Here is a 20380-nt window from a genome sequence, read left to right as displayed (position 1 = left end):
TGGAGGCGTCATTGATCTCAAGCCATGACGTGCAGCAATAACCGAGAGCCCACGCGTGCACTGGTCAGAACCCGACGGTAAGAGCCGCGAGTCTGGCAGTAAATGCGTAGAGTCCTAAAGACTCGTAGGAAAGGGCAACGCGTCCGACGCCGCAGCTGTAATGCTCAGCGGAATAGGATGTAGGTTGTTCCCTGCTTTCTCGGTAGAAAAAGCAACGGCGACGTCAAAAACGTCGCCGTTGCCAAATCTTATTTGCTGACGCTAACGCCGTAGAAGGAGTTCAAGCCGAATGGGCTGATCTTGAAATCCTGCACTTCGTTGCGCATGGGTTGGAACACCGTCGAGTGAGCGATAGGTGTCATCGGAACAGCGTCTTTGAGGACGTGTTGCGCCTGCTTGTACAGTTCGGTGCGCTTGCCCTGGTCGGTCGTGCGCTTGGCTTCTTTGACGATGCCGTCGAACTTCTTGTCGCACCACTTGGAGAAGTTGTTGCCTTGCAGCGAGTCGCAGCCGAACAGCACGTTCAGCCAGTTGTCCGGGTCACCGTTGTCGCCGCTCCAGCCAATCAGCATCGCGCCGTTTTCGCCGCCTTTGGAGCGCTTGATGTACTCGCCCCATTCGTAGCTCTGGATTTTGGCCTTGATACCGATCTTCGCCCAGTCGGACTGCAGCATTTCTGCCATCAGCTTGGCGTTCGGGTTGTACGGACGCTGCACCGGCATTGCCCATAGAACGATTTCGGTGCCTTCCTTCACACCGGCTTCCTTGAGCAGCTCCTTGGCTTTCTCAGGGTTGTACGGAGCATCCACGATGGTGGTGTCGTAAGACCACTGGGTCGGCGGCATGGCGTTGACGGCCTTTTGACCTGCACCCTGGTAAACCGAGTCGATGATCTGTTGTTTGTTGACGGCCATGTCCAGTGCCTGACGCACTTTCAGTTGGGCCATCGGGTTCGGCTTGTCGTCACCCTTGATCTTGTCCATCACGTTGTAGGCGATGTAACCCAGGTTGAAACCAGCCTGGTCAGGCACCTTCAGGGTTTTGTCTTCTTTCAGCGCCTTCAGGTCGGCCGGACGCGGGAACAGAGTGATCTGGCACTCGCCCTTTTTCAGCTTCTGGATACGCACCGAAGGGTCGGTGGTGATGGCGAAGATCAGGTTGTCGATCTTGACGTCGTCAGGCTTCCAGTAGTCCTTGTTCCCGGTGTAGCGGATGTTGGAGTCTTTCTGGTAGCTCTTGAACACGAACGGACCAGTGCCGACCGGCTTCTGGTTGATGTCGGCGGCTTTGCCTTCCTTGAGCAGCTGGGCTGCGTACTCGGCGGACTGCACCGAGGCGAAGCTCATGGCCATGTTCTGGATGAACGCGGCATCTACTTCTTTGAGGGTGAACTTGACGGTGTGGTCGTCGACTTTATCGATCTTGGTGATGTTGGTGTCCATCCCCATGTCGGTGAAGTACGGGAATTCGGTCGGGTACGCCTTACGGAACGGATCATCCTTGTTAATCATGCGATTAAAGGTGAACAGCACGTCGTCGGCGTTGAACTCGCGAGTCGGCTTGAAGTACGGGGTAGTGTGGAACTTGACGCCTTCACGCAGGTGGAAGGTGTAAGTCAGGCCATCATCGGAGATGTCCCACTTGGTCGCCAGACCAGGAATAACGGCGGTGCCGCCGCGCTCGAACTGAGTCAGACGGTTGAACATGGTTTCGGCAGAGGCGTCGAAGTCGGTTCCGGTGGTGTACTGACCAGGATCAAAACCGGCCGGGCTCCCTTCGGAGCAGAACACCAGGTTAGTCGCCGCTTGGGCGAAAGGTGCGGCAGCTAACAAGCTGGCGCCGACTAAAAACGGAATGACCGCGTGTTTAAGCATGGTGGCCTCATGATTTGTTGTCATTTTTGAATTTGAGGACGACCTCGTGAGTCGTGCCTGCGGATACTTATGCAGGGGCCATACCCAATGCAAGATGTTGAATGGCCACAAGCCTTAAACAGTGGCACGAACGTACCTTAATGTCGCATATGTATAAATTGACGCGCATTTGACCGTTTGCGTGTATTTTTTTCGGTGCAAACCACGCACTGACGAAGGGCAACCGGGGCGCTGGGCGCACCCGGTTGGCGCGCGGTGTTACTTATTTATACCCACACCATAGAAGGGTGTGAGGCCGAACGGGCTGATCTTGAAGTCGGTGACTTCCTTGCGCAGCGGCTGGAACACCGTCGAGTTGGCGATCGGCGTGATAGGGACCTGTTGCTTAAGGATTTGTTGGGCCTGTTGATACAGTTTCACCCGCTGCTGTTTGTCCGTGGACACCTTGGCTTGCTGGACGAGTTTGTCGTAGGCCGGGTCGCACCACTTGGCGTAGTTGCTGCCCTTCACTGCCGCGCAGCTGTAGAGCACGCCGAGCCAGTTGTCGGGGTCGCCGTTGTCGCCGGTCCAGCCGTAGATCATCGCGTCGTGTTCGCCGTTCTTGGCGCGCTTGATGTACTCGCCCCATTCATAGCTGACGATGTTGGCCTTGATGCCGACCTTCTCCCAATCCTGCTGGATCATCTGCGCCGACATCCGCGCATTGGGGTTGGAGGCACGCTGCACGGTCATGGCCCACAAATTAATGGTGGTACCGGGTGCAACCCCTGCTTCTTTCAGTAGCGCCCGGGCTTTTGTCGGGTCGTGGGGGGCATCCTTGATGCTCGGGTCATACGACCATTGCGCGGGAGGCAAGGCGTTTTGCGCCAGTTGCCCGGCACTCTGGTAGACAGCCTTGATGATCGCCGGTTTGTCGATCGCCATGTCCAGGGCCTGGCGTACCTTGAGCTGGTCCAGTGGCGGATGCGTCACGTTGTAGGCCAGGAAGCCGAGGTTGAACCCGGCCTGCTTGAGCACGCGCAGGTTCGGGTCTTTCTCCATCAGCTCGATGTCGGCCGGGCGCGGGTAACCGCTGACCTGGCACTCGCCGGTCTTGAGTTTCTGCAAGCGCACGGCGGCGTCCGGGGTGATCGAGAACACCAGGTTGTCGATTTTCACATCCTCGGGTTTCCAGTACGCCTTGTTGGCGACGTAGCGGATCTGCGAGTCCTTTTGATAGCGCTTGAACACGAACGGGCCGGTGCCGACGGGTTTCTGGTTGATGTCGGCCGCTTTGCCTTCCTTTAACAATTGCGCGCCGTACTCGGCGGATTGCACCGAAGCGAAACTCATCGCCAGGTTCTGGATGAAGGCGGCGTCGATGTTGTTCAGGCTGAAGCGCACGGTGTGCTCGTCGATTTTGTCGACGCTCTTGATCGTTTTGTTCAGGTCCATATCGGTGAAGTACGGGGACTCGGCGGGATAGGCTTTGCGGAACGCGTTCTCCGGGTCGAGCAGGCGCTGGAAGGTGAACAGCACGTCGTCGGCGTTGAAGTCGCGGGTCGGGGTGAAATAGTCGGTGGTGTGGAATTTCACGCCGTCGCGCAGGTGGAAGGTGTAGGTGAGGCCGTCTTTTGATACGTCCCAGTTTGTCGCCAGGCCGGGTTCGACTTCGGTGCCGCCGCGTTTGAATTGGGTGAGGCGGTTGAAGACGGTTTCGGCGGAGGCGTCGAAGTCGGTGCCGCTGGTGTATTGGCTGGGGTCGAAGCCGGCGGGGCTGGCTTCGGAGCAGTAGACCAGGGTGGTGGCGGCTTGTGCGAATGGGGCGGTTGTTGCGAGGGCTAGGGCGAGCAGGAGTGGTTTGACGGTGGTTCTTTCCATGGAGTCCCCGGGGGTTTGGGTCGCTGTGTTTTCCTCAGGGTAGCGTCGTAGACGGGGTGGGCGGAAATATCCGTTTGTGAGGGGGACCCCTCTATCTCGGTATATTCAGGCTGGTTGCCTGTTGTGTGCACGTTCAAAATGTAGGAGCCGGCTTGCTGGCGATGGCGGCCTTATGGCCGACCAATTTCCTTTTGGGCGTACATATCCATTCCTGCGGTAACGGCCGCCTATGGTTTCGCCCTTACGGCGAGTCCCTTTTGGCAAACGCCCCAAAAGGAACCAAAAGGTCTCGCCCCGGCGTCCGGCCCCTCGCTAAAGCTCGGTGTTCCCTCGCTCCGGTCCTGCTCCGTGGGCCCGCCGCCATCGGCCATCCATGGCCGGGGGCGGCTAGCCCGGCATCCATGCCGGGCTGCCCACTGCGCAGAACCTCCACTCGGCCTCCCGAAGGGGCGGGCAGATCAAAATCAAAAGCTGCAGGCGAGCTAACGCTCGGCCTGATGAGTGGTGAGAAGCGGGTGGGCGTCGACCTGCTTTTGTAGGAGCCGGCTTGCCGGCGATGGCGGCCTTCCAGCCGACCCGATTTCGCGGATGTACCCGAACTTTTGTAGGAGCCGGCTTGCTGGCGATGGCGGCCTGTCAGCCGACCCGATTTCGCGGATGTACCCGAGCTTTTGTAGGAGCCGGCTTGCTGCGGGCGGCGTTCCGACGATGGCGTCCGAAACAGCGCCGCAAAATCCGGAATTTTTCGCCAGCAAGCCGGCTCCTACAGGATCGGGGGGCGTCGATTTTGCCGGACCATAAAAAAACGGCGATCACTTTGGTGGTCGCCGTTTTTTGTACTGGCTATCGAATCAAGGCATCAATACTTCAATCGACCCATCCGCCGTCATGCTGACCTGGCTGGTGCCGGCTTCAACTTCCGGCGTAACCGGCGCGGCATCCATGCTGGCCGCTTTCATCATCATCGGCCCACGCATGTACGGTTGTGGATAACCGTTGCTGTTCAGGTTCAGGTTGACGATTTTGTAACCCTTGCCGCCCAGCGCGTCGGTGGCCAGTTGTGCACGGGCCTTGAAGGCGGTCACGGCGTCTTTGAGCAGGGCGTCTTCGCTGGCCTTGCGGGTTGGTGTGGCGATGGCGAAGTCCATGCCGCCCATTTTCAGGTCGGTGAGCAGTTCGCCGGTCAGTTTCGACAGGGCGGCGAAGTCGGAGCTTTCCAGGCGCAGTTCGGCGCGTTCGCGCCAGCCAGTGATTTTCTGGCCCTTGGTGTCGTAGATCGGGTAGCTGTTGCGGCTGCCCTGACGCAAGGTGATGTCTTTGACTTGCTTGGCCTGGGCCAGCGCCTTGTTCATGGTGGTGCTGACGTCGGCCGCGAGTTTGGCCGGGTCGGTGTTTTGTTCTTCGGTGTAGAGGGTCACGATCATCAGGTCGCGGGCAACTTCCTGACTGACTTCGGCGCGCAGGGAAATCTGGTTGTAATGCAGCTCGTCGGCGGCCATGGCCGGGAGGCTGGCGACGGTGCCAACGCTGAGGGCGAGAAGGGCGGCGCTGCGGCGGAAAGTGTGCATGAAAACTCCTTGGACGATGCGCAGGGGTTAGGTCCGAGCCTGCGTGAAACCATCAGACTCTAGCTTTAATGATCCGGTTCGCACAGTTACAACTTCTATACAGATGGTTGACCGCGTCGCGGCCTTCGCGGGCAAGTCGGATCGCCGCCCGCTCGCTACTACAGGTCTGTGTCGTGCACAAAATATTTGCCCGCCGCTCTCTCGTAGGAGCGAGCGGGCGGCGATCCGACTTGCCCGCGAAGGCGGCCTTATAGACGCAGCTGATATTCCTGCCATGTGGCCGTTTGCCGCACTTTTGCCTGTCAGCCCCCGTGCTTGGTTATACTCCGTGCGATCTGCCTGGAGCGCTCATCAGGAGAGCTCATGCTCGCCCCCGTTCAAATCACTTCCGCAACTCGTCAGAATCTCTGGCGGCTGACGTTCATCCGCACATTGGTGTTGGCCGCTCAGGCCGGTTCAGTGGGCCTGGCCTACTGGCTCGACTTGCTGCCGCTACCTTGGTTTCAACTGGCCGCGACCCTCGGTTGCTCTATGTTGCTGTGCGCGTTCACGGCGATTCGGCTGCGTACCTCCTGGCCGGTTACTGAGCTCGAATACGCCGTGCAACTGGCCTGCGACCTGTTTATCCACAGCGCCTTGCTGTATTTCTCCGGCGGCTCGACCAACCCCTTCGTCTCTTATTACCTGGTGCCGCTGACCATCGCCGCCGTGACGCTGCCATGGCGTTATTCGGTGATTCTGTCGGGCATCGCCCTGGCGATGTACACCTTGTTGCTGGCGGGTTTCTATCCGCTGCAAACCTTCCCGATTGCCCGGGAAAACCTGCAGGTCTACGGGATGTGGCTGAGCTTCGCCCTCGCCGCGGCGGTCATCACCTTCTTCGCCGCGCGCATGGCCGAAGAGCTGCGGCGGCAGGAAGAGCTGCGCGCCATCCGTCGCGAAGAAGGCCTGCGTGATCAGCAATTGCTGGCCGTCGCGACCGAGGCCGCCGGTGCCGCCCATGAACTGGGCACGCCGCTGGCGACCATGAGCGTGCTGCTCAAGGAAATGCGCCGGGACCATCACGATCCGATGTTGCAGGACGACCTCAGCGTGCTGCAGGATCAGGTCAAACTCTGCAAAGAAACCTTGCAGCAACTGGTGCGCGCCGCCGAGGCCAATCGCCGCTTGGCTGTGGAGATGCAGGACGTCACCGATTGGCTCGACGAAGCGCTGAACCGCTGGCACTTGATGCGCCCGGAAGCCAGTTACCGCTTCCAGCGCCTGGGCCAAGGCACCGTGCCACGCATGGCGCCGCCTCCGGACCTGACCCAGGCGCTGCTGAATTTGTTGAACAACGCCGCTGATGCATGCCCCGAAGGGCTGCAAGTGACGCTGGACTGGAATGCCGAGGACTTGACCATCAGCATTCGAGACCACGGCGCCGGTGTGCCGCTGGCCATTGCCGAACAGATCGGCAAACCGTTTTTTACCACCAAGGGCAAAGGTTTCGGCCTGGGCCTGTTTTTGAGCAAGGCCAGCGTGACACGCGCCGGCGGCTCAGTGAAACTCTACAGTCATGAGGAAGGCGGTACGCTCACCGAGCTGCGCCTGCCCCGTGTCGCCCGAGGAGACGAACATGAGTGAAGAGATCCAAGTCGAAGGCGAAGAACTGCCGCATTTGCTGCTGGTAGATGACGACGCCACGTTCACCCGCGTGATGGCGCGCGCCATGGCTCGCCGTGGTTTTCGCGTCAGCACCGCCGGCTCCGCCGAAGAAGGCCTGACCATCGCCCAGGCCGATATCCCGGATTACGCCGCGCTGGACCTGAAAATGGACGGCGATTCCGGCCTGGTGTTGCTGCCAAAACTGCTCGAACTCGACCCGGAGATGCGCGTGGTGATCCTCACCGGTTACTCGAGCATTGCCACCGCTGTCGAAGCGATCAAGCGCGGTGCCTGCAACTACCTGTGCAAACCGGCGGATGCCGATGATGTCCTTGCTGCGCTGCTCTCCGAGCACGCCGACCTCGACTCCCTGGTGCCGGAAAACCCGATGTCGGTGGACCGCTTGCAATGGGAACACATCCAGCGCGTGTTGACCGAACACGAAGGCAACATCTCCGCCACTGCCCGTGCCTTGGGCATGCACCGCCGTACGCTGCAGCGCAAACTGCAAAAGCGTCCCGTTCGTCGCTGAACCTGCGCTGAACAAATGCCGGCCGCGCCTCGCGACAAACCGAGCCGATCATCTATGATCGGTTCGTGCGTGTTCTTTTCTTTATCGAGCCTTTTCCATGAATCAGAACGCTGAATATTCCGCGGTCAACGATGCCGTGCGCGGGCAGTTTTTTCGCAAAGTCTGGGCGATGATCACGCCTTATTGGCAAAGCGAAGAGAAGGTCAAGGCCTGGACACTACTGATCGCGGTGATCGCGTTGTCGTTGATCAGCGTGGGGCTCTCGGTGTGGTTCAACACCTGGTACAAGGACTTCTACAACGCTCTGCAGAAGAAGGACGAAGCCGCGTTCTGGCAGCTGATTCTGTATTTCTGCGGGATTGCGGCGGTGGCGATCATCGGTGCCGTTTACCGGCTCTATCTGACGCAGATGCTGACCATCCGCTGGCGTGCCTGGCTCACGGAAAAGCATTTCGCCCGCTGGCTCGGCAACAAGAATTACTACCAGCTGGAGCAGGGCGGTTACACCGATAACCCGGACCAGCGGATTTCCGAAGACCTCAACAACTTCACCTCCAATACCCTGGAACTGGGCATCGGTTTGCTGCGCAACATTGTCAGCCTGGTGTCGTTCTCGATCATTCTGTGGGGCGTGTCGGGCAGTATCGAAGTGTTCGGTTTCACAATCCCCGGCTACATGTTCTGGTGTGTGCTGGTGTATGCCGTGATCGGTAGCTGGCTGACGCATCTGATTGGTCGTCGCCTGATCGGCCTGAACAACCAACAACAACGCTTTGAAGCCGACCTGCGTTTCTCCATGGTACGGGTTCGCGAAAATGCCGAGACCATTGCGCTGTACAACGGCGAACCCAATGAAAATCGTCGCTTGAGCCACCGCTTCGGGATGGTCTGGCACAACTTCTGGGACATCATGAAGGTGTCCAAGCGTCTGACGTTCTTTACCGCAGGTTACCAACAGGCCGCCATCATCTTTCCGTTCATGGTCGCGGCCCCACGTTATTTCGCTGGCAAGATCGAACTCGGTGATCTGATGCAAATCAGTTCGGCGTTCGGCAATGTGCAGGAGAGTTTCAGCTGGTTTATCAGCGCGTACCAGAACCTCGCCTCATGGCGTGCCACTTGTGATCGTCTGCTGAGTTTCCGTCAGGCCATGACCGACAACGAAGAGCGCGCGCCAGCCATCGACGTGCAGAATCAGGGTAATGGGTTGAAGATTCACAACCTGGGCCTCGATCTGGCGGACGGTCGGCATTTGCTGACCAATGCCGACATGACCGTGGAGGAGGGCGAGCGCGTGATGCTCAGCGGCCGTTCCGGCAGCGGCAAGTCCACGTTGCTGCGAGCGATGGGGCATTTGTGGCCAACAGGCCATGGCAGCATTCGTCTGCCGGCGGCGCGCTATTTGTTCCTGCCGCAAAAGCCTTATCTGCCGATTGGCACGCTGCGCGAGGTGTTGAGTTATCCACAGCCTGGCGAGACCTATCCGCAGGAACGCTACGTACATGTGCTGGAAACCTGTCGTTTGCCACACCTGGTTTCGCGCCTGGATGAAGCGAATCACTGGCAACGCATGCTTTCGCCGGGCGAACAGCAACGTCTGGCCTTCGCCCGTGCGTTGCTTTATGCGCCGCAATGGCTGTACATGGACGAAGCGACTTCGGCGATGGATGAAGAGGATGAAGCTTCGCTGTATCAGGCGTTGATCGATGAGATTCCGGGGCTCAGCATCGTCAGCGTCGGACATCGCAGCAGCCTGAAACGCTTCCATCCACGGCATGTGCGCATCGACAACGGCCATCTGGTGGATCAGACCGTAACCGCATAATCACCACCACCCCTGTAGGAGCGAGCCTGCTCGCGATGGACCTGAGAGCGCCGCGGAGTGTCAGACTTCCAGCGTTATCGTTGGCGACCATCGCGAGCAGGCTCGCTCCTACAAGGGCGGGGTGATCGTACAACCGCGTTGAGCTATGATGCGGTTTCAGCCGAATTTTTCGAGACAGACGTTCACCATGGAAAACCCGATCGACGCACCACGCCTCCCTCGCAAGCGCCGCAGCCTCGCACAGGAATTGGTGACGGTGCTGTCCGAGCAGATCCGCGATGGTCACCTCAAGCGCGGCGACAAATTGCCCACCGAGTCGGCGATCATGGATGCCCATGGCGTCAGCCGCACCGTGGTGCGCGAGGCGATTTCCCGTTTGCAGGCGGCCGGGCAGGTGGAAACCCGCCACGGCATCGGCACCTTCGTGCTCGATACACCGAGCCCGAGTGGTTTCCGTATCGACCCGGCGACGGTGGTGACGCTGCGTGATGTGCTGGCGATTCTGGAGCTGCGTATCAGCCTCGAAGTGGAGTCCGCGGGGCTTGCTGCGCAACGTCGCAGCCCTGAGCAGTTGGCGTTGATGCGCGCCGCCCTGGACGCCTTGAACGAAAGCGCGGCCCACGCCAGCGATGCGGTGGCCTCGGACTTCCAGTTCCACCTGCAAATCGCGCTGTCGACCGGCAACCGCTACTTCACCGACATCATGACCCACCTGGGCACCAGCATCATTCCGCGTACGCGCCTGAACTCGGCACGCCTGGCCCATGACGACCAACAGCACTACATGAGTCGCCTGAGCCGTGAGCACGAAGAGATTTACGATGCGATTGCACGCCAGGATTCCGATGCGGCGCGGGCGGCGATGCGCTTGCATCTGACGAACAGCCGCGAGCGGTTGCGCCATGCGCATGAAGAGGCTGAGGCGCAGCGGGGTTAATATTTCAACCCGGGTTACGGGTTGTCCGAGAGACCGCCATCGCCGGCAAGCCGGCTCCTACAGGAACTGTGTCGTACGCAAATTTTGTGTACGACGACAATCCTGTAGGAGCCGGCTTGCTGGCGATGAGTCCTGCGGCCGTTACACCACAGCGTCAGCCAGCACGAAGAATCGAACGATCCACCCTCACCGCCAACCGACCTGCACCGGGCTTGGCATCGAACACCACATCCCCATGCTTACCCACCACCGCTTTGGCAATGGCCTTGCCATCAGCCAGCAACTCCAGCGGCGCACCCTTCAGCGAATCGCCCGAAGCCAATTCCAGTTTCAGTTTGATAGTCATCATCGATCTCCTTGTCAGGCCACGTTGCCAGTCGGGTTGTAGTCCTTGAGCAGCAGGTAAGTGCTCCAGCCCCACCAGTCATCGACGGTGGCGGTGTCATTCAGGTTATTGACGTCCTTGCGCCGCAACACCTTGTTGCCCTCGACCTTGAACAGCGGCGAGAAATTGCCCGTCGGGTTCAGTACCGCTTGCAGATCAGGCAGTTTTTTCAATGCCGCGAAACTGCCGGGCGACGGGGCGATGCCGCTGAGGTACGTCGCGAAAATTTCATCCGCCGACACCTGGACCGCTAGATTGACCTGGACGCGATTGGCGCTGTCGATTGCATCGAAGTAGCGCTTGTCGCCATAAGCGTGCCATTGAACGCCGTCACCGTTGCGCACATTGAGGCCGAACTTGCTGTCTTCGTCGTGCATGAAGCGGGTAATCAACGAGCCCAGGTCACTCGGCGTGACCACCGCTGCCAACTGTTTGCGCGGCACCCGCAGGTGGCCGGCGGAAAACAGGTCGGTCAGGTAGTGATCGGCGAAAGCGTTCATCGCGTAAGCCAGTTCCAGCGACGCGTCATCGCCACTGTTGTGGGCGACCACCGCTTGTTGCAATGCCGCCGTATGCCCGGCGATGTAGGCCAACAGTGCCCACTCGGCGAAGTGGTCAGCGTTGTTGGCGGCCAGTTTCAGGTAGCGGCCCAATGGATACAGGGCCGAGACGAAACTGCCGCCGCCGGTGATCTTGTTCCACTCTTCCGACAACGTATCACCCAATGCGTCATACGCCTCGTGGGGCTGTTTGCCGTCCTTTATCGCCTGTTTAACCGCGGCGATTTCCTTCTGCATGACGCCGAGGATCAGCTTCGCTTCGGCATTTGACGCCGGCAGCACCGCCAGGGAATTGAAGGCCTCGGTAAAGCGCTGGATCCGGTCGGCAGCGGTTGCGCCTTCGCTGACCGGTTTGTCCGGGATTCCATAGAAATCACCGCCCAGTGCAACAACCTGCCCATACGTCAGGGCCAGGCCGTTAGGCAAATGCAACTCGACCTGCGAGGCCGTTATCGCCGGTGCATCCTTGACGAAACGCAGCAGCGTGTTATCGCCGATGGCGGTGTGTTCACCACCCTCGAACCTCAGCTGTGGCTTGCCTTTCAAGGCGTTGCCGGATGCAGGGGCGGATGGCTGGTGGGTGTCGGTTTGGTGCTCGTCGAGGCGCAGGACCAGATGGTCATTACCCGTAATGGCGATGCCGTTCTCGGTGAACAGATCATCCAGACCGGCAATGACCTGTTTTGGTTTTTCCTGAGTTTTTGTGTGTAGACCTGACATTTCTATCTCCTTGATATGTCGTCGGTATGTTTCAAATAACTGTATGCATATACAGCTGTTCAGAGCATAGAGGAGATCTTTCCTACGTCAAGAAAATACTTTTCCGACGCATAAATTTTGGGTGCGGCGATGAAATGCAGTTGACGGTTGTTTTTTAAGTTGTACGATGACCTACAACTTCGGCGCAGGCTGAACGGTTTTCTCACACACACACATAAACAAACGTTGCTACCCAGGGTGTTCGAATAATGAATCCACAAGAACTGAAGTCCATCCTCTCTTCCGGTCTGTTGTCTTTCCCGGTTACCGATTTCAATGCTCAGGGCGACTTCAATCGCGCGGGCTACATCAAGCGTCTCGAATGGCTGGCCCCATACGGCGCCTCGGCTTTGTTCGCCGCAGGCGGCACCGGTGAGTTCTTCTCCCTGGCGGCCAGCGAATATTCGGAAATCATCAAGACTGCCGTCGACACCTGCGAAACCAGCGTGCCGATTCTGGCCGGCGTTGGCGGTTCGACCCGTCAAGCCATCGAATACGCACAGGAAGCCGAGCGTCTGGGCGCCAAAGGCCTGTTGCTGCTGCCGCACTACCTGACCGAAGCCAGCCAGGACGGCGTTGCCGCCCACGTTGAAGCCGTGTGCAAATCGGTGAAGATCGGCGTGGTGGTTTACAACCGTAACGTCTGCCGCCTGACCGCGCCGCTGCTGGAACGCCTGGCCGAGCGCTGCCCGAACCTGATCGGCTACAAGGATGGCCTGGGCGATATCGAGTTGATGGTGTCGATCCGTCGTCGCCTCGGTGATCGTTTCAGCTACCTGGGTGGTTTGCCGACCGCCGAAGTCTACGCCGCTGCCTACAAGGCCTTGGGCGTACCGGTTTACTCCTCGGCGGTGTTCAACTTCATCCCGAAAACCGCGATGGATTTCTACCACGCCATCGCTCGCGAAGATCACGCCACCGTCGGCAAGATCATCGACGACTTCTTCCTGCCGTACCTGGACATCCGTAACCGCAAATCCGGTTACGCAGTGAGCATCGTCAAGGCGGGTGCGAAAATTGCCGGCTATGACGCAGGTCCTGTGCGTGCGCCGCTGACCGATCTGACCGGCGAAGAGTACGAAATGCTCGCCGCGCTGATCGACAAGCAAGGTGCGCAGTAACACACCCGATTAAACAAGGCCGCTGAGCAATCAGCGGCCTTTTGCGTGAGGAGAATTGTTGTGGCTGATACAAAGCGTTTTGATAACTACATCAACGGTGAATGGGTTGCCGGCAGTGAATACTGCGCCAACATCAACCCGTCCGAACTGACCGACACCATCGGTGAATACGCCAAGGCTGATCTGGCCCAGGTCCACGCCGCCATCGACGCCGCTCGCGCTGCGTTCCCGGCCTGGTCGACCTCGGGCATTCAAGCCCGCCACGACTCGCTGGATAAAGTCGGTACTGAAATCCTCGCTCGCCGCGAAGAGCTCGGCACCTTGCTGGCTCGGGAAGAGGGCAAGACCCTGCCTGAAGCCATCGGCGAAGTGACCCGCGCCGGTAACATCTTCAAGTTCTTCGCCGGTGAAACCCTGCGTCTGTCCGGCGACTACTTGCCGTCGGTACGTCCGGGCGTCAATGTCGAAGTCACTCGCGAAGCCTTGGGCGTGGTCGGTCTGATCACCCCGTGGAACTTCCCGATCGCCATCCCTGCGTGGAAAATCGCCCCGGCCCTGGCCTACGGCAACTGCGTCGTGCTGAAACCGGCGGATCTGGTGCCGGGTTGCGCCTGGGCGCTGGCTGAAATCATCTCCCGCGCAGGCTTCCCGGCCGGCGTGTTCAACCTGGTGATGGGCAGCGGTCGCGTGGTTGGCGATGCAATGGTTCAGAGCCCGAAAGTCGATGGCATCAGCTTCACCGGTTCCGTCGGTGTCGGTCGTCAGATCGCCGTCAGCTGCGTGTCGCGCCAGGCCAAGGTTCAGCTGGAAATGGGTGGCAAGAACCCGCAGATCATCCTCGACGACGCCGACCTCAAGCAAGCGGTCGAACTGTCGGTACAGAGCGCGTTCTACTCCACCGGCCAGCGTTGCACCGCTTCCAGCCGCTTCATCGTCACTGCCGGCATCCACGACAAGTTCGTCGAAGCCATGGCCGAGCGCATGAAGTCGATCAAGGTTGGCCACGCGCTGAAAACCGGCACCGACATCGGTCCGGTGGTCTCGCAAGCTCAGCTTGAACAGGACATGAAGTACATCGACATCGGCCAGTCCGAAGGTGCACGTCTGGTCAGCGGCGGCGGTCTGGTGACCTGCGACACCGAAGGCTACTACCTCGCGCCTACGCTGTTTGCCGACAGCGAAGCGGCGATGCGCATCAGCCGCGAAGAGATCTTCGGCCCAGTGGCCAACATCGTTCGCGTGGCGGATTACGACGCTGCACTGGCCATGGCCAACGACACCGAATTCGGTCTGTCGGCGGGCATCGCCACCACGTCGCTGAAGTACGCCAACCACTTCAAACGCCACTCCCAGGCCGGGATGGTGATGGTCAACCTGCCGACGGCGGGCGTGGATTACCACGTTCCATTCGGTGGGCGTAAAGGTTCATCCTATGGTTCCCGCGAGCAAGGTCGCTACGCGCAAGAGTTCTACACGGTTGTGAAGACCTCCTACATCGGTTCCTGATTCACGCAATACCTGTAGGAGCTGGCCTGCCAGCGATGGCATCACCGCGGTGTGACTGACATACCGAAGTGTCCGCATCGCTGGCAGGCCAGCTCCCACAAAAAACAAAACCGTTATTACCCGCATAAAAATAATCAGTGGGAGTACATCTACATGCAAGCGACCAAGCCGACCCACGTCCGCTATTTGATTTTGCTCATGCTTTTTCTGGTGACCACAATCAACTACGCCGACCGGGCAACCATCGCAATCGCCGGCTCCAGCCTGCAAAAAGACCTCGGCATCGACGCGGTCACCCTCGGTTACATCTTCTCCGCATTCGGTTGGGCCTACGTGGCCGGGCAAATTCCCGGTGGCTGGCTGCTGGACCGTTTCGGCTCGAAAAAAATCTACGCGCTGAGCATTTTCACCTGGTCATTGTTCACCGTGCTGCAGGGCTATGTCGGCGAGTTCGGCATGTCCACGGCGGTGGTTGCGCTGTTCATGCTGCGCTTCCTGGTGGGCCTGGCCGAAGCGCCGTCCTTCCCCGGTAACGCACGCATCGTGGCCGCCTGGTTCCCGACCGCTGAGCGCGGCACCGCCTCGGCGATCTTCAACTCGGCGCAATACTTTGCCACCGTGTTGTTCGCGCCGCTGATGGGCTGGATCGTCTACAGCTTCGGCTGGCAGCACGTGTTTATCGTGATGGGCGTGATCGGCATCATCTTCTCGGGCATCTGGCTGAAGGTGATCTACAGCCCGCGCCAGCACCCGATGATCAACGACGCCGAGTTCCAGCACATCGCCGACAACGGCGGCATGGTCGATATGGACCAGGACAAAGGCAAAGGCAAAAAAAGCGACGGTCCGAAGTGGGATTACATCCGCCAGTTGCTGACCAACCGCATGATGCTCGGCGTGTACCTGGGCCAATACTGCATCAACGGCATCACCTACTTCTTCCTGACCTGGTTCCCGGTATACCTGGTGCAAGAACGCGGCATGACCATCCTCAAGGCCGGTTTCATCGCCTCGTTGCCGGCGATCTGCGGCTTCATCGGTGGTGTGCTCGGCGGGGTGATTTCCGACTACCTGCTGCGTAAGGGCCATTCCCTGACCTTCGCCCGCAAGGCGCCGATCATCGCGGGCTTGCTGGTTTCCAGCAGCATCGTGGCTTGCAACTATGTCGATGTTGAATGGATGGTCGTCGGCTTCATGGCCCTGGCATTCTTCGGCAAAGGCGTGGGTGCACTGGGTTGGGCCGTGGTGTCCGATACCTCGCCGAAACAGATTGCCGGTCTCAGCGGTGGCCTGTTCAACACCTTCGGCAACATCGCGTCGATCACCACGCCGATCGTCATCGGCTACATCATCAGCTCCACCGGTTCGTTCAAGTGGGCGCTGGTGTTTGTCGGTTGCAACGCACTGGTTGCAGTGTTCAGCTACCTGGTGATCGTTGGCCCGATCAAACGTGTGGTGCTCAAAGAACCACCGGTCAGCGGCCCTGAAACAAACAACAAATTGTCACAAGCGCATTCCTGAGGAGCGGCGTCATGCAGTTGATTGAACATTCCGACTCGCCGCGCTACATCCGTCTGCACGAGCGAGACAACGTCGTGATCGTGGTCAACGATCAGGGCGTGCCGGCGGGCACCGAGTTTCCCGATGGCCTGGTCACCGTGGACTTCGTGCCGCAGAGCCACAAGGTCACCCTCGAGGACATTCCCGAGGGCGGCCAGGTGATTCGTTACGGCCAGACCATTGGCTACGCGTTGCAGCCGATTCCGCGCGGCAGTTGGGTCAAGGAAGATCAACTGCGCATGCCCACCGCGCCACCGCTGGACAGCTTGCCGCTGTCCACCGAGGTGCCGGCGGCGCAGGCACCGCTGGAAGGCTTTACGTTCGAGGGTTATCGCAACGCCGACGGGACCGTCGGCACGCGCAACATTCTCGGGATTACCACCACGGTGCAGTGTGTCACCGGCGTTCTGGATCATGCGGTCAAGCGCATCAAGGACGAGTTGCTGCCCAAGTACCCGAACGTCGATGACGTGGTCGCGTTGACTCACAGCTACGGCTGCGGCGTGGCAATCACCGCGACGGATGCGTACATCCCGATCCGCACCGTGCGTAACCTGGCGCGCAACCCGAACCTGGGCGGCGAAGCGCTGGTGATCAGCCTGGGCTGCGAGAAATTGCAGGCCGGGCAGGTGATGCACGAGAACGACAGCTCGGTGGATTTGAGCGATCCGTGGCTGTATCGCTTGCAGGATTCGAGTCACGGTTTCACCGAAATGATCGAGCAGATCATGGCCCTGGCCGAGACCCGTTTGAAGAAGCTCGATCAACGTCGCCGGGAAACCGTGCCGGCGTCCGAACTGATTCTCGGCATGCAGTGTGGTGGCAGCGATGCGTTCTCCGGCATCACCGCCAACCCGGCGCTGGGTTACGCCTCTGACCTGTTGCTGCGCGCTGGTGCGACGGTGATGTTTTCCGAAGTCACCGAAGTGCGCGACGCGATTTACCTGCTGACGTCCCGCGCCGAAACCGAGGAAGTCGCTCAGGAACTGGTGCGGGAAATGGACTGGTACGACCGTTACCTGGCCAAGGGCGAAGCGGATCGCAGCGCCAACACCACGCCGGGCAACAAGAAGGGCGGGTTGTCGAACATTGTCGAGAAATCCCTTGGGTCGATCGTCAAATCCGGCAGCAGCGCGATCAACGGCGTGCTGGGCCCTGGCGAGCGCTTCAAGCGCAAAGGCCTGATTTTCTGCGCGACCCCGGCCAGCGATTTTGTCTGCGGGACGTTGCAACTGGCGGCCGGGATGAACCTGCACGTGTTCACCACCGGGCGTGGCACGCCGTATGGCCTGGCGATGGCGCCGGTGGTGAAGGTATCGACCCGGACCGAACTGGCGCAGCGCTGGCCGGACCTGATCGACATCGATGCCGGGCGGATTGCGACTGGACGAGCGTCGATCGAGGATCTCGGCTGGGAGTTGTTTCACTACTACCTGGACGTGGCCAGCGGGAAGAAACAGACATGGTCGGAGCGGCACAAGCTGCATAACGACATTACCCTGTTCAACCCGGCGCCCATTACTTAAGACCGAGGCGCCTGCATCGCCGGCAAGCCAGCTCCTACAGGGTCTTCGTCGTACACAAAATTTGCGTACGACACAGTTCCTGTAGGAGCCGGCTTGCCGGCGATAGCGGTCTACCAGACGCCAACGCCCTGGGTGGCTTATCATTAGCCCCCTAACGACGCCCACCCAAGGTGACCCCCGGCATGCTGGCTATCTTCCTCGAAACCCTGAACATCACCGCGCCGGTGTTTGCCATGCTGTTTCTGGGCGTGCTGCTAAAGCGTATCAACTGGATCAACGACAATTTCATCCACACAGCGTCGGCTCTGGTGTTCAACGTCACCATGCCGGCGTTGCTGTTTCTGGGCATCCTGCATGCCGACTTGCACGCCGCGCTGCAACCGTCGCTGCTGATCTATTTTTCGATTGCCACGCTGGTCAGCTTCGCCATCGCCTGGGGCTGGGCGATCTGGAAGTGCCCGCGTGAAGACCGCGGGATTTACACCCAGGGTGCGTTTCGCGGCAACAACGGCGTTATCGGCCTCGCGCTGGCAGCGAGCATGTACGGCGATTACGGAATTTCCCTCGGCGCGATTCTCGCGGCACTGGTGATCCTGTTTTACAACACGCTGTCGACCATTGTGCTGGCGGTGTACAGCCCGGTGATCAAGTCCGACCCGTGGAGTATCTGCAAAAGCGTGATGAACAACCCGCTGATCATCAGCGTGTTTGCGGCGGCGCCGTTCGCGTATTTCAATATTGCCTTGCCGGGCTGGCTGGAGAAGTCCGGGCAGTACCTGGCGCAAACCACGTTGCCCTTGGCGTTGATCTGCATCGGCGGCACGCTGTCGCTGGCGGCGATGCGCAAAAGCGGCAACATGGCGCTCAGCTCCAGCCTGGTGAAGATGATCGGCCTGCCGGTGCTGGCGACGCTGGGCGCATGGCTCTGGGGTTTTCGCGGGGCGGAGTTGGGGATTCTGTTCCTGTACTTCGGCAGCCCGACCGCGGCGGCCAGTTTTGTCATGGCGCGTCAGGCCGATGGCAATCATGAACTGGCGGCGGCGATCATTGTGATCACCACGCTGATGGCGGCGGTGACCACCAATATCGGGATCTTTTTGTTGCAGTGGGGTGGGTGGATCTAGCGTCGGGATTTGTAGTGTTTTTCAGGGCCTCATCGCGAGCAGGCTCGCTCCCACATTTGGAATGCGTTCCCCTGTGGGAGTGAGCCTGCTCGCGATGGCGGTAGATGAGCCACTACAGCATTCGAAGACTTACTCTGGCTTCTGGTAGGTATCGATCACTTCCTGCGCCGCCCGAAACGCATCGATCGCCGCCGGCACACCGGCATACACCGCGCAATGCAGCAGTGCCTCGCGAATCTCTTCCACGGTGCAGCCATTGTTCAGCGCGCCGCGCACGTGGCCTTTCAATTCCTGCGGGCACTTCAGCGCGGTCAGCGCGGCGAGGGTGATCAGGCTGCGGGTTTTCAGCGGCAAACCTTCGCGGCTCCACACACTGCCCCAGGCGTGTTCATTGACGAAATCCTGCAACGGCTGGGTGAACTCGGTGGCATTGCCCAATGCGCGATCGACGAACGCGTCGCCCATCACTTGGCGGCGGACTTCAACGCCGGTTTTTTTATTGTCGGTCATGGCAATTCCTTCTTGTGGTGTTGGCGACGCCAGGCGCGCAGCGACGTGAACAGCAAAAACGCCAACAGCGCCGGCAGGACGAAAAACAGCATCAGGTGTTCAAGCTTGCCGGCCAGCGGCATGCCGGTGGTGAACGACACCACGTGCAGACCGTAAGCCAGGTACAAACCCAAAAACAGCAGACCTTCGGCGCGGGTCACCCGGTAGCCGGAATAGAACACCGGCAGGCACAGCGCCGCGACGCCGAGCATCACCGGCAAGTCGAAATCCAGCGCGTTGGGCGAGACCGACAGCGGCGACGGCGCGATCAGTGCGGTAACGCCCAGCACGCCCAACAGGTTGAACAGGTTGCTGCCGATCACGTTGCCTACGGCGATGTCGCGCTGGCCACGCAATGCCGCGATCAACGAGGTCGCCAGTTCCGGCAACGAAGTGCTGACGGCGACGATGGTCAGGCCGATGATCCGTTCCGACAGCCCCAGGTCCGTGGCGACCGACACCGCGGCGCCCAGCAGCAAATGCCCGGCGTAGATCAGCATCGCCAGGCCCGCGACGATCATCAGCAGGCTGCTGAACCACGGAACTTCAGGGCCTTCATGCGGGCTCGTTTGTGGGCGCGCCGAATGCCGCGACTGGCGCAGCAGCAGGCCCAGATACACCATCAGCGCCGCCAATAGCAGGACGCCGTCGACCCGGGTCAGTTCTTCATTCCATGCCAGGACGAACACCAGCAGGCTGGCGCCGATCATCAGTGGAATATCCAGGCGCACCAGTTGCCGCGAGACCCGCAGCGGGATGATCAGCGCCGAAAGCCCGAGGGTGACGAGGATGTTGAAGATGCTGCTGCCGATCACGCTGCCGACGGCGATGTCGGCGTTCTGCGCCAGCGTGGCTTGCAGGCTGACGGCCATCTGCGGTGCGCTGCTGCCGAGGGCGACGATGGTCAGGCCGATGATCAACGGTCGAACGTGCAGTCGCGCGGCCACGCGCACGGCGGCGCGCACCATCAGTTCGGCACCGGCGATCAGTAGAACCAGGCCGCTGAGCAGTTCAATCACGCTGAGCAGGGGTAAGTCGGCAAGTCCG

16 protein-coding genes are annotated in these 20380 nt (G+C 59.9%); 9 read left to right on the top strand and 7 right to left on the bottom strand.

The features are described from left to right. Nucleotides 1–248: 248 nt before the first annotated feature. The 3 genes from J4E42_RS11420 to J4E42_RS11410 all read right to left on the bottom strand — a co-directional run bounded on the left by J4E42_RS11420 (nucleotide 249) and on the right by J4E42_RS11410 (nucleotide 5302). Complete coding sequence (locus J4E42_RS11420) at nucleotides 249–1874, bottom strand: ABC transporter substrate-binding protein (protein WP_008036270.1); 1626 nt, start codon at nucleotides 1872–1874, stop codon at nucleotides 249–251. Nucleotides 1875–2132: 258 nt separating this feature from the next. Continuing rightward, entirely contained in the window at nucleotides 2133–3734 is a 1602-nt protein-coding gene (locus tag J4E42_RS11415; RefSeq protein WP_207285282.1) for an ABC transporter substrate-binding protein, read from the bottom strand. A gap of 851 nt (nucleotides 3735–4585) precedes the next feature. After that, on the bottom strand, nucleotides 4586–5302 hold the full coding sequence (locus J4E42_RS11410; protein ID WP_008037440.1) for an SIMPL domain-containing protein: 717 nt from the start codon (nucleotides 5300–5302) through the stop codon (nucleotides 4586–4588). 363 nt (nucleotides 5303–5665) lie between these two features. Here J4E42_RS11410 and J4E42_RS11405 point away from each other — a divergent pair, with 363 nt between their 5' ends. The 4 genes from J4E42_RS11405 to J4E42_RS11390 all read left to right on the top strand — a co-directional run bounded on the left by J4E42_RS11405 (nucleotide 5666) and on the right by J4E42_RS11390 (nucleotide 10243). Beyond that, nucleotides 5666–6928, top strand: coding sequence for an ATP-binding protein (locus J4E42_RS11405; protein WP_008037438.1), 1263 nt, complete (start codon nucleotides 5666–5668; stop codon nucleotides 6926–6928). Next, on the top strand, nucleotides 6921–7481 hold the full coding sequence (locus J4E42_RS11400; protein WP_008026845.1) for a response regulator transcription factor: 561 nt from the start codon (nucleotides 6921–6923) through the stop codon (nucleotides 7479–7481). Before J4E42_RS11405 ends, J4E42_RS11400 begins: the two co-directional genes overlap by 8 nt. A gap of 97 nt (nucleotides 7482–7578) precedes the next feature. Next, entirely contained in the window at nucleotides 7579–9306 is a 1728-nt protein-coding gene (locus J4E42_RS11395; protein WP_207285281.1) for an ABC transporter ATP-binding protein/permease, read from the top strand. Between the two features lie 187 nt (nucleotides 9307–9493). Continuing rightward, nucleotides 9494–10243, top strand: coding sequence for a FadR/GntR family transcriptional regulator (locus tag J4E42_RS11390; protein ID WP_031318393.1), 750 nt, complete (start codon nucleotides 9494–9496; stop codon nucleotides 10241–10243). Between the two features lie 154 nt (nucleotides 10244–10397). Here the strand turns inward: J4E42_RS11390 and J4E42_RS11385 are convergent, their stop codons facing one another. Together J4E42_RS11385 and J4E42_RS11380 are read right to left on the bottom strand one after the other, a co-directional pair. Continuing rightward, complete coding sequence (locus tag J4E42_RS11385; protein ID WP_192227722.1) at nucleotides 10398–10589, bottom strand: hypothetical protein; 192 nt, start codon at nucleotides 10587–10589, stop codon at nucleotides 10398–10400. Nucleotides 10590–10603: 14 nt separating this feature from the next. Further along, nucleotides 10604–11908 (bottom strand): phospholipase, encoded by a 1305-nt coding sequence (locus J4E42_RS11380; RefSeq protein WP_207285280.1) that lies wholly within the window; start codon nucleotides 11906–11908, stop codon nucleotides 10604–10606. Nucleotides 11909–12156: 248 nt separating this feature from the next. On the opposite strand from J4E42_RS11380, the gene kdgD reads away from it, so the two are divergent. The 5 genes from kdgD (at nucleotide 12157) to J4E42_RS11355 (ending at nucleotide 18784) form a co-directional block, all read left to right on the top strand. Beyond that, the gene (gene kdgD / locus J4E42_RS11375; protein ID WP_008026855.1) at nucleotides 12157–13068 is read left to right on the top strand and encodes a 5-dehydro-4-deoxyglucarate dehydratase; all 912 of its coding nucleotides are present in this window, start codon (nucleotides 12157–12159) and stop codon (nucleotides 13066–13068) included. A gap of 60 nt (nucleotides 13069–13128) precedes the next feature. After that, nucleotides 13129–14574, top strand: a complete 1446-nt coding sequence (locus tag J4E42_RS11370) for an aldehyde dehydrogenase family protein (protein ID WP_008026857.1) — start codon at nucleotides 13129–13131, stop codon at nucleotides 14572–14574. 60 nt (nucleotides 14575–14634) lie between these two features. Then, nucleotides 14635–16095 carry an MFS transporter gene (locus J4E42_RS11365; protein ID WP_207285320.1) on the top strand — a complete coding sequence of 487 codons (1461 nt, stop codon included), beginning with the start codon at nucleotides 14635–14637 and terminating at the stop codon, nucleotides 16093–16095. An 11-nt stretch (nucleotides 16096–16106) separates the two neighbouring features. Beyond that, the gene (garD, locus tag J4E42_RS11360) at nucleotides 16107–17660 is read left to right on the top strand and encodes a galactarate dehydratase (RefSeq protein ID WP_008037432.1); all 1554 of its coding nucleotides are present in this window, start codon (nucleotides 16107–16109) and stop codon (nucleotides 17658–17660) included. Nucleotides 17661–17842: 182 nt separating this feature from the next. Then, a complete protein-coding gene (locus J4E42_RS11355; RefSeq protein WP_008026863.1) occupies nucleotides 17843–18784 on the top strand; it encodes an AEC family transporter in 942 nt (313 codons plus the stop codon). A 129-nt stretch (nucleotides 18785–18913) separates the two neighbouring features. Here the strand turns inward: J4E42_RS11355 and J4E42_RS11350 are convergent, their stop codons facing one another. Both J4E42_RS11350 and J4E42_RS11345 read right to left on the bottom strand, forming a co-directional pair. Continuing rightward, nucleotides 18914–19294 (bottom strand): carboxymuconolactone decarboxylase family protein, encoded by a 381-nt coding sequence (locus tag J4E42_RS11350; RefSeq protein ID WP_008037429.1) that lies wholly within the window; start codon nucleotides 19292–19294, stop codon nucleotides 18914–18916. Beyond that, on the bottom strand, nucleotides 19291–20352 hold the full coding sequence (locus tag J4E42_RS11345; protein WP_008037426.1) for a calcium/sodium antiporter: 1062 nt from the start codon (nucleotides 20350–20352) through the stop codon (nucleotides 19291–19293). Before J4E42_RS11345 ends, J4E42_RS11350 begins: the two co-directional genes overlap by 4 nt. Nucleotides 20353–20380: the final 28 nt, after the last annotated feature.

Origin of the sequence: Pseudomonas sp. FW300-N2A2 (genome assembly GCF_017351735.1) — a bacterium.
Taxonomy (GTDB): Bacteria; Pseudomonadota; Gammaproteobacteria; order Pseudomonadales; family Pseudomonadaceae; genus Aquipseudomonas; species Aquipseudomonas migulae.
The sequence above is the reverse complement of the archived record's forward strand: the minus strand, read 5'-3'. Positions and strand labels throughout refer to the sequence as shown.

Bases quoted from the DNA above. Each gene is read 5' to 3' on its own strand.
- J4E42_RS11400 (WP_008026845.1), top strand. From the start codon at position 6,921: ATGAGTGAAGAGATCCAAGTCGAAGGCGAAGAACTGCCGCATTTGCTG.
- J4E42_RS11355 (WP_008026863.1), top strand. From the start codon at position 17,843: ATGCTGGCTATCTTCCTCGAAACCCTGAACATCACCGCGCCGGTGTTT.
- J4E42_RS11415 (WP_207285282.1), bottom strand. From the start codon at position 3,734: ATGGAAAGAACCACCGTCAAACCACTCCTGCTCGCCCTAGCCCTCGCA.
- garD (WP_008037432.1), top strand. From the start codon at position 16,107: ATGCAGTTGATTGAACATTCCGACTCGCCGCGCTACATCCGTCTGCAC.
- J4E42_RS11380 (WP_207285280.1), bottom strand. From the start codon at position 11,908: ATGTCAGGTCTACACACAAAAACTCAGGAAAAACCAAAACAGGTCATT.
- J4E42_RS11395 (WP_207285281.1), top strand. From the start codon at position 7,579: ATGAATCAGAACGCTGAATATTCCGCGGTCAACGATGCCGTGCGCGGG.
- J4E42_RS11390 (WP_031318393.1), top strand. From the start codon at position 9,494: ATGGAAAACCCGATCGACGCACCACGCCTCCCTCGCAAGCGCCGCAGC.
- J4E42_RS11405 (WP_008037438.1), top strand. From the start codon at position 5,666: ATGCTCGCCCCCGTTCAAATCACTTCCGCAACTCGTCAGAATCTCTGG.
- J4E42_RS11350 (WP_008037429.1), bottom strand. From the start codon at position 19,294: ATGACCGACAATAAAAAAACCGGCGTTGAAGTCCGCCGCCAAGTGATG.
- J4E42_RS11385 (WP_192227722.1), bottom strand. From the start codon at position 10,589: ATGACTATCAAACTGAAACTGGAATTGGCTTCGGGCGATTCGCTGAAG.
- J4E42_RS11420 (WP_008036270.1), bottom strand. From the start codon at position 1,874: ATGCTTAAACACGCGGTCATTCCGTTTTTAGTCGGCGCCAGCTTGTTA.
- J4E42_RS11410 (WP_008037440.1), bottom strand. From the start codon at position 5,302: ATGCACACTTTCCGCCGCAGCGCCGCCCTTCTCGCCCTCAGCGTTGGC.
- kdgD (WP_008026855.1), top strand. From the start codon at position 12,157: ATGAATCCACAAGAACTGAAGTCCATCCTCTCTTCCGGTCTGTTGTCT.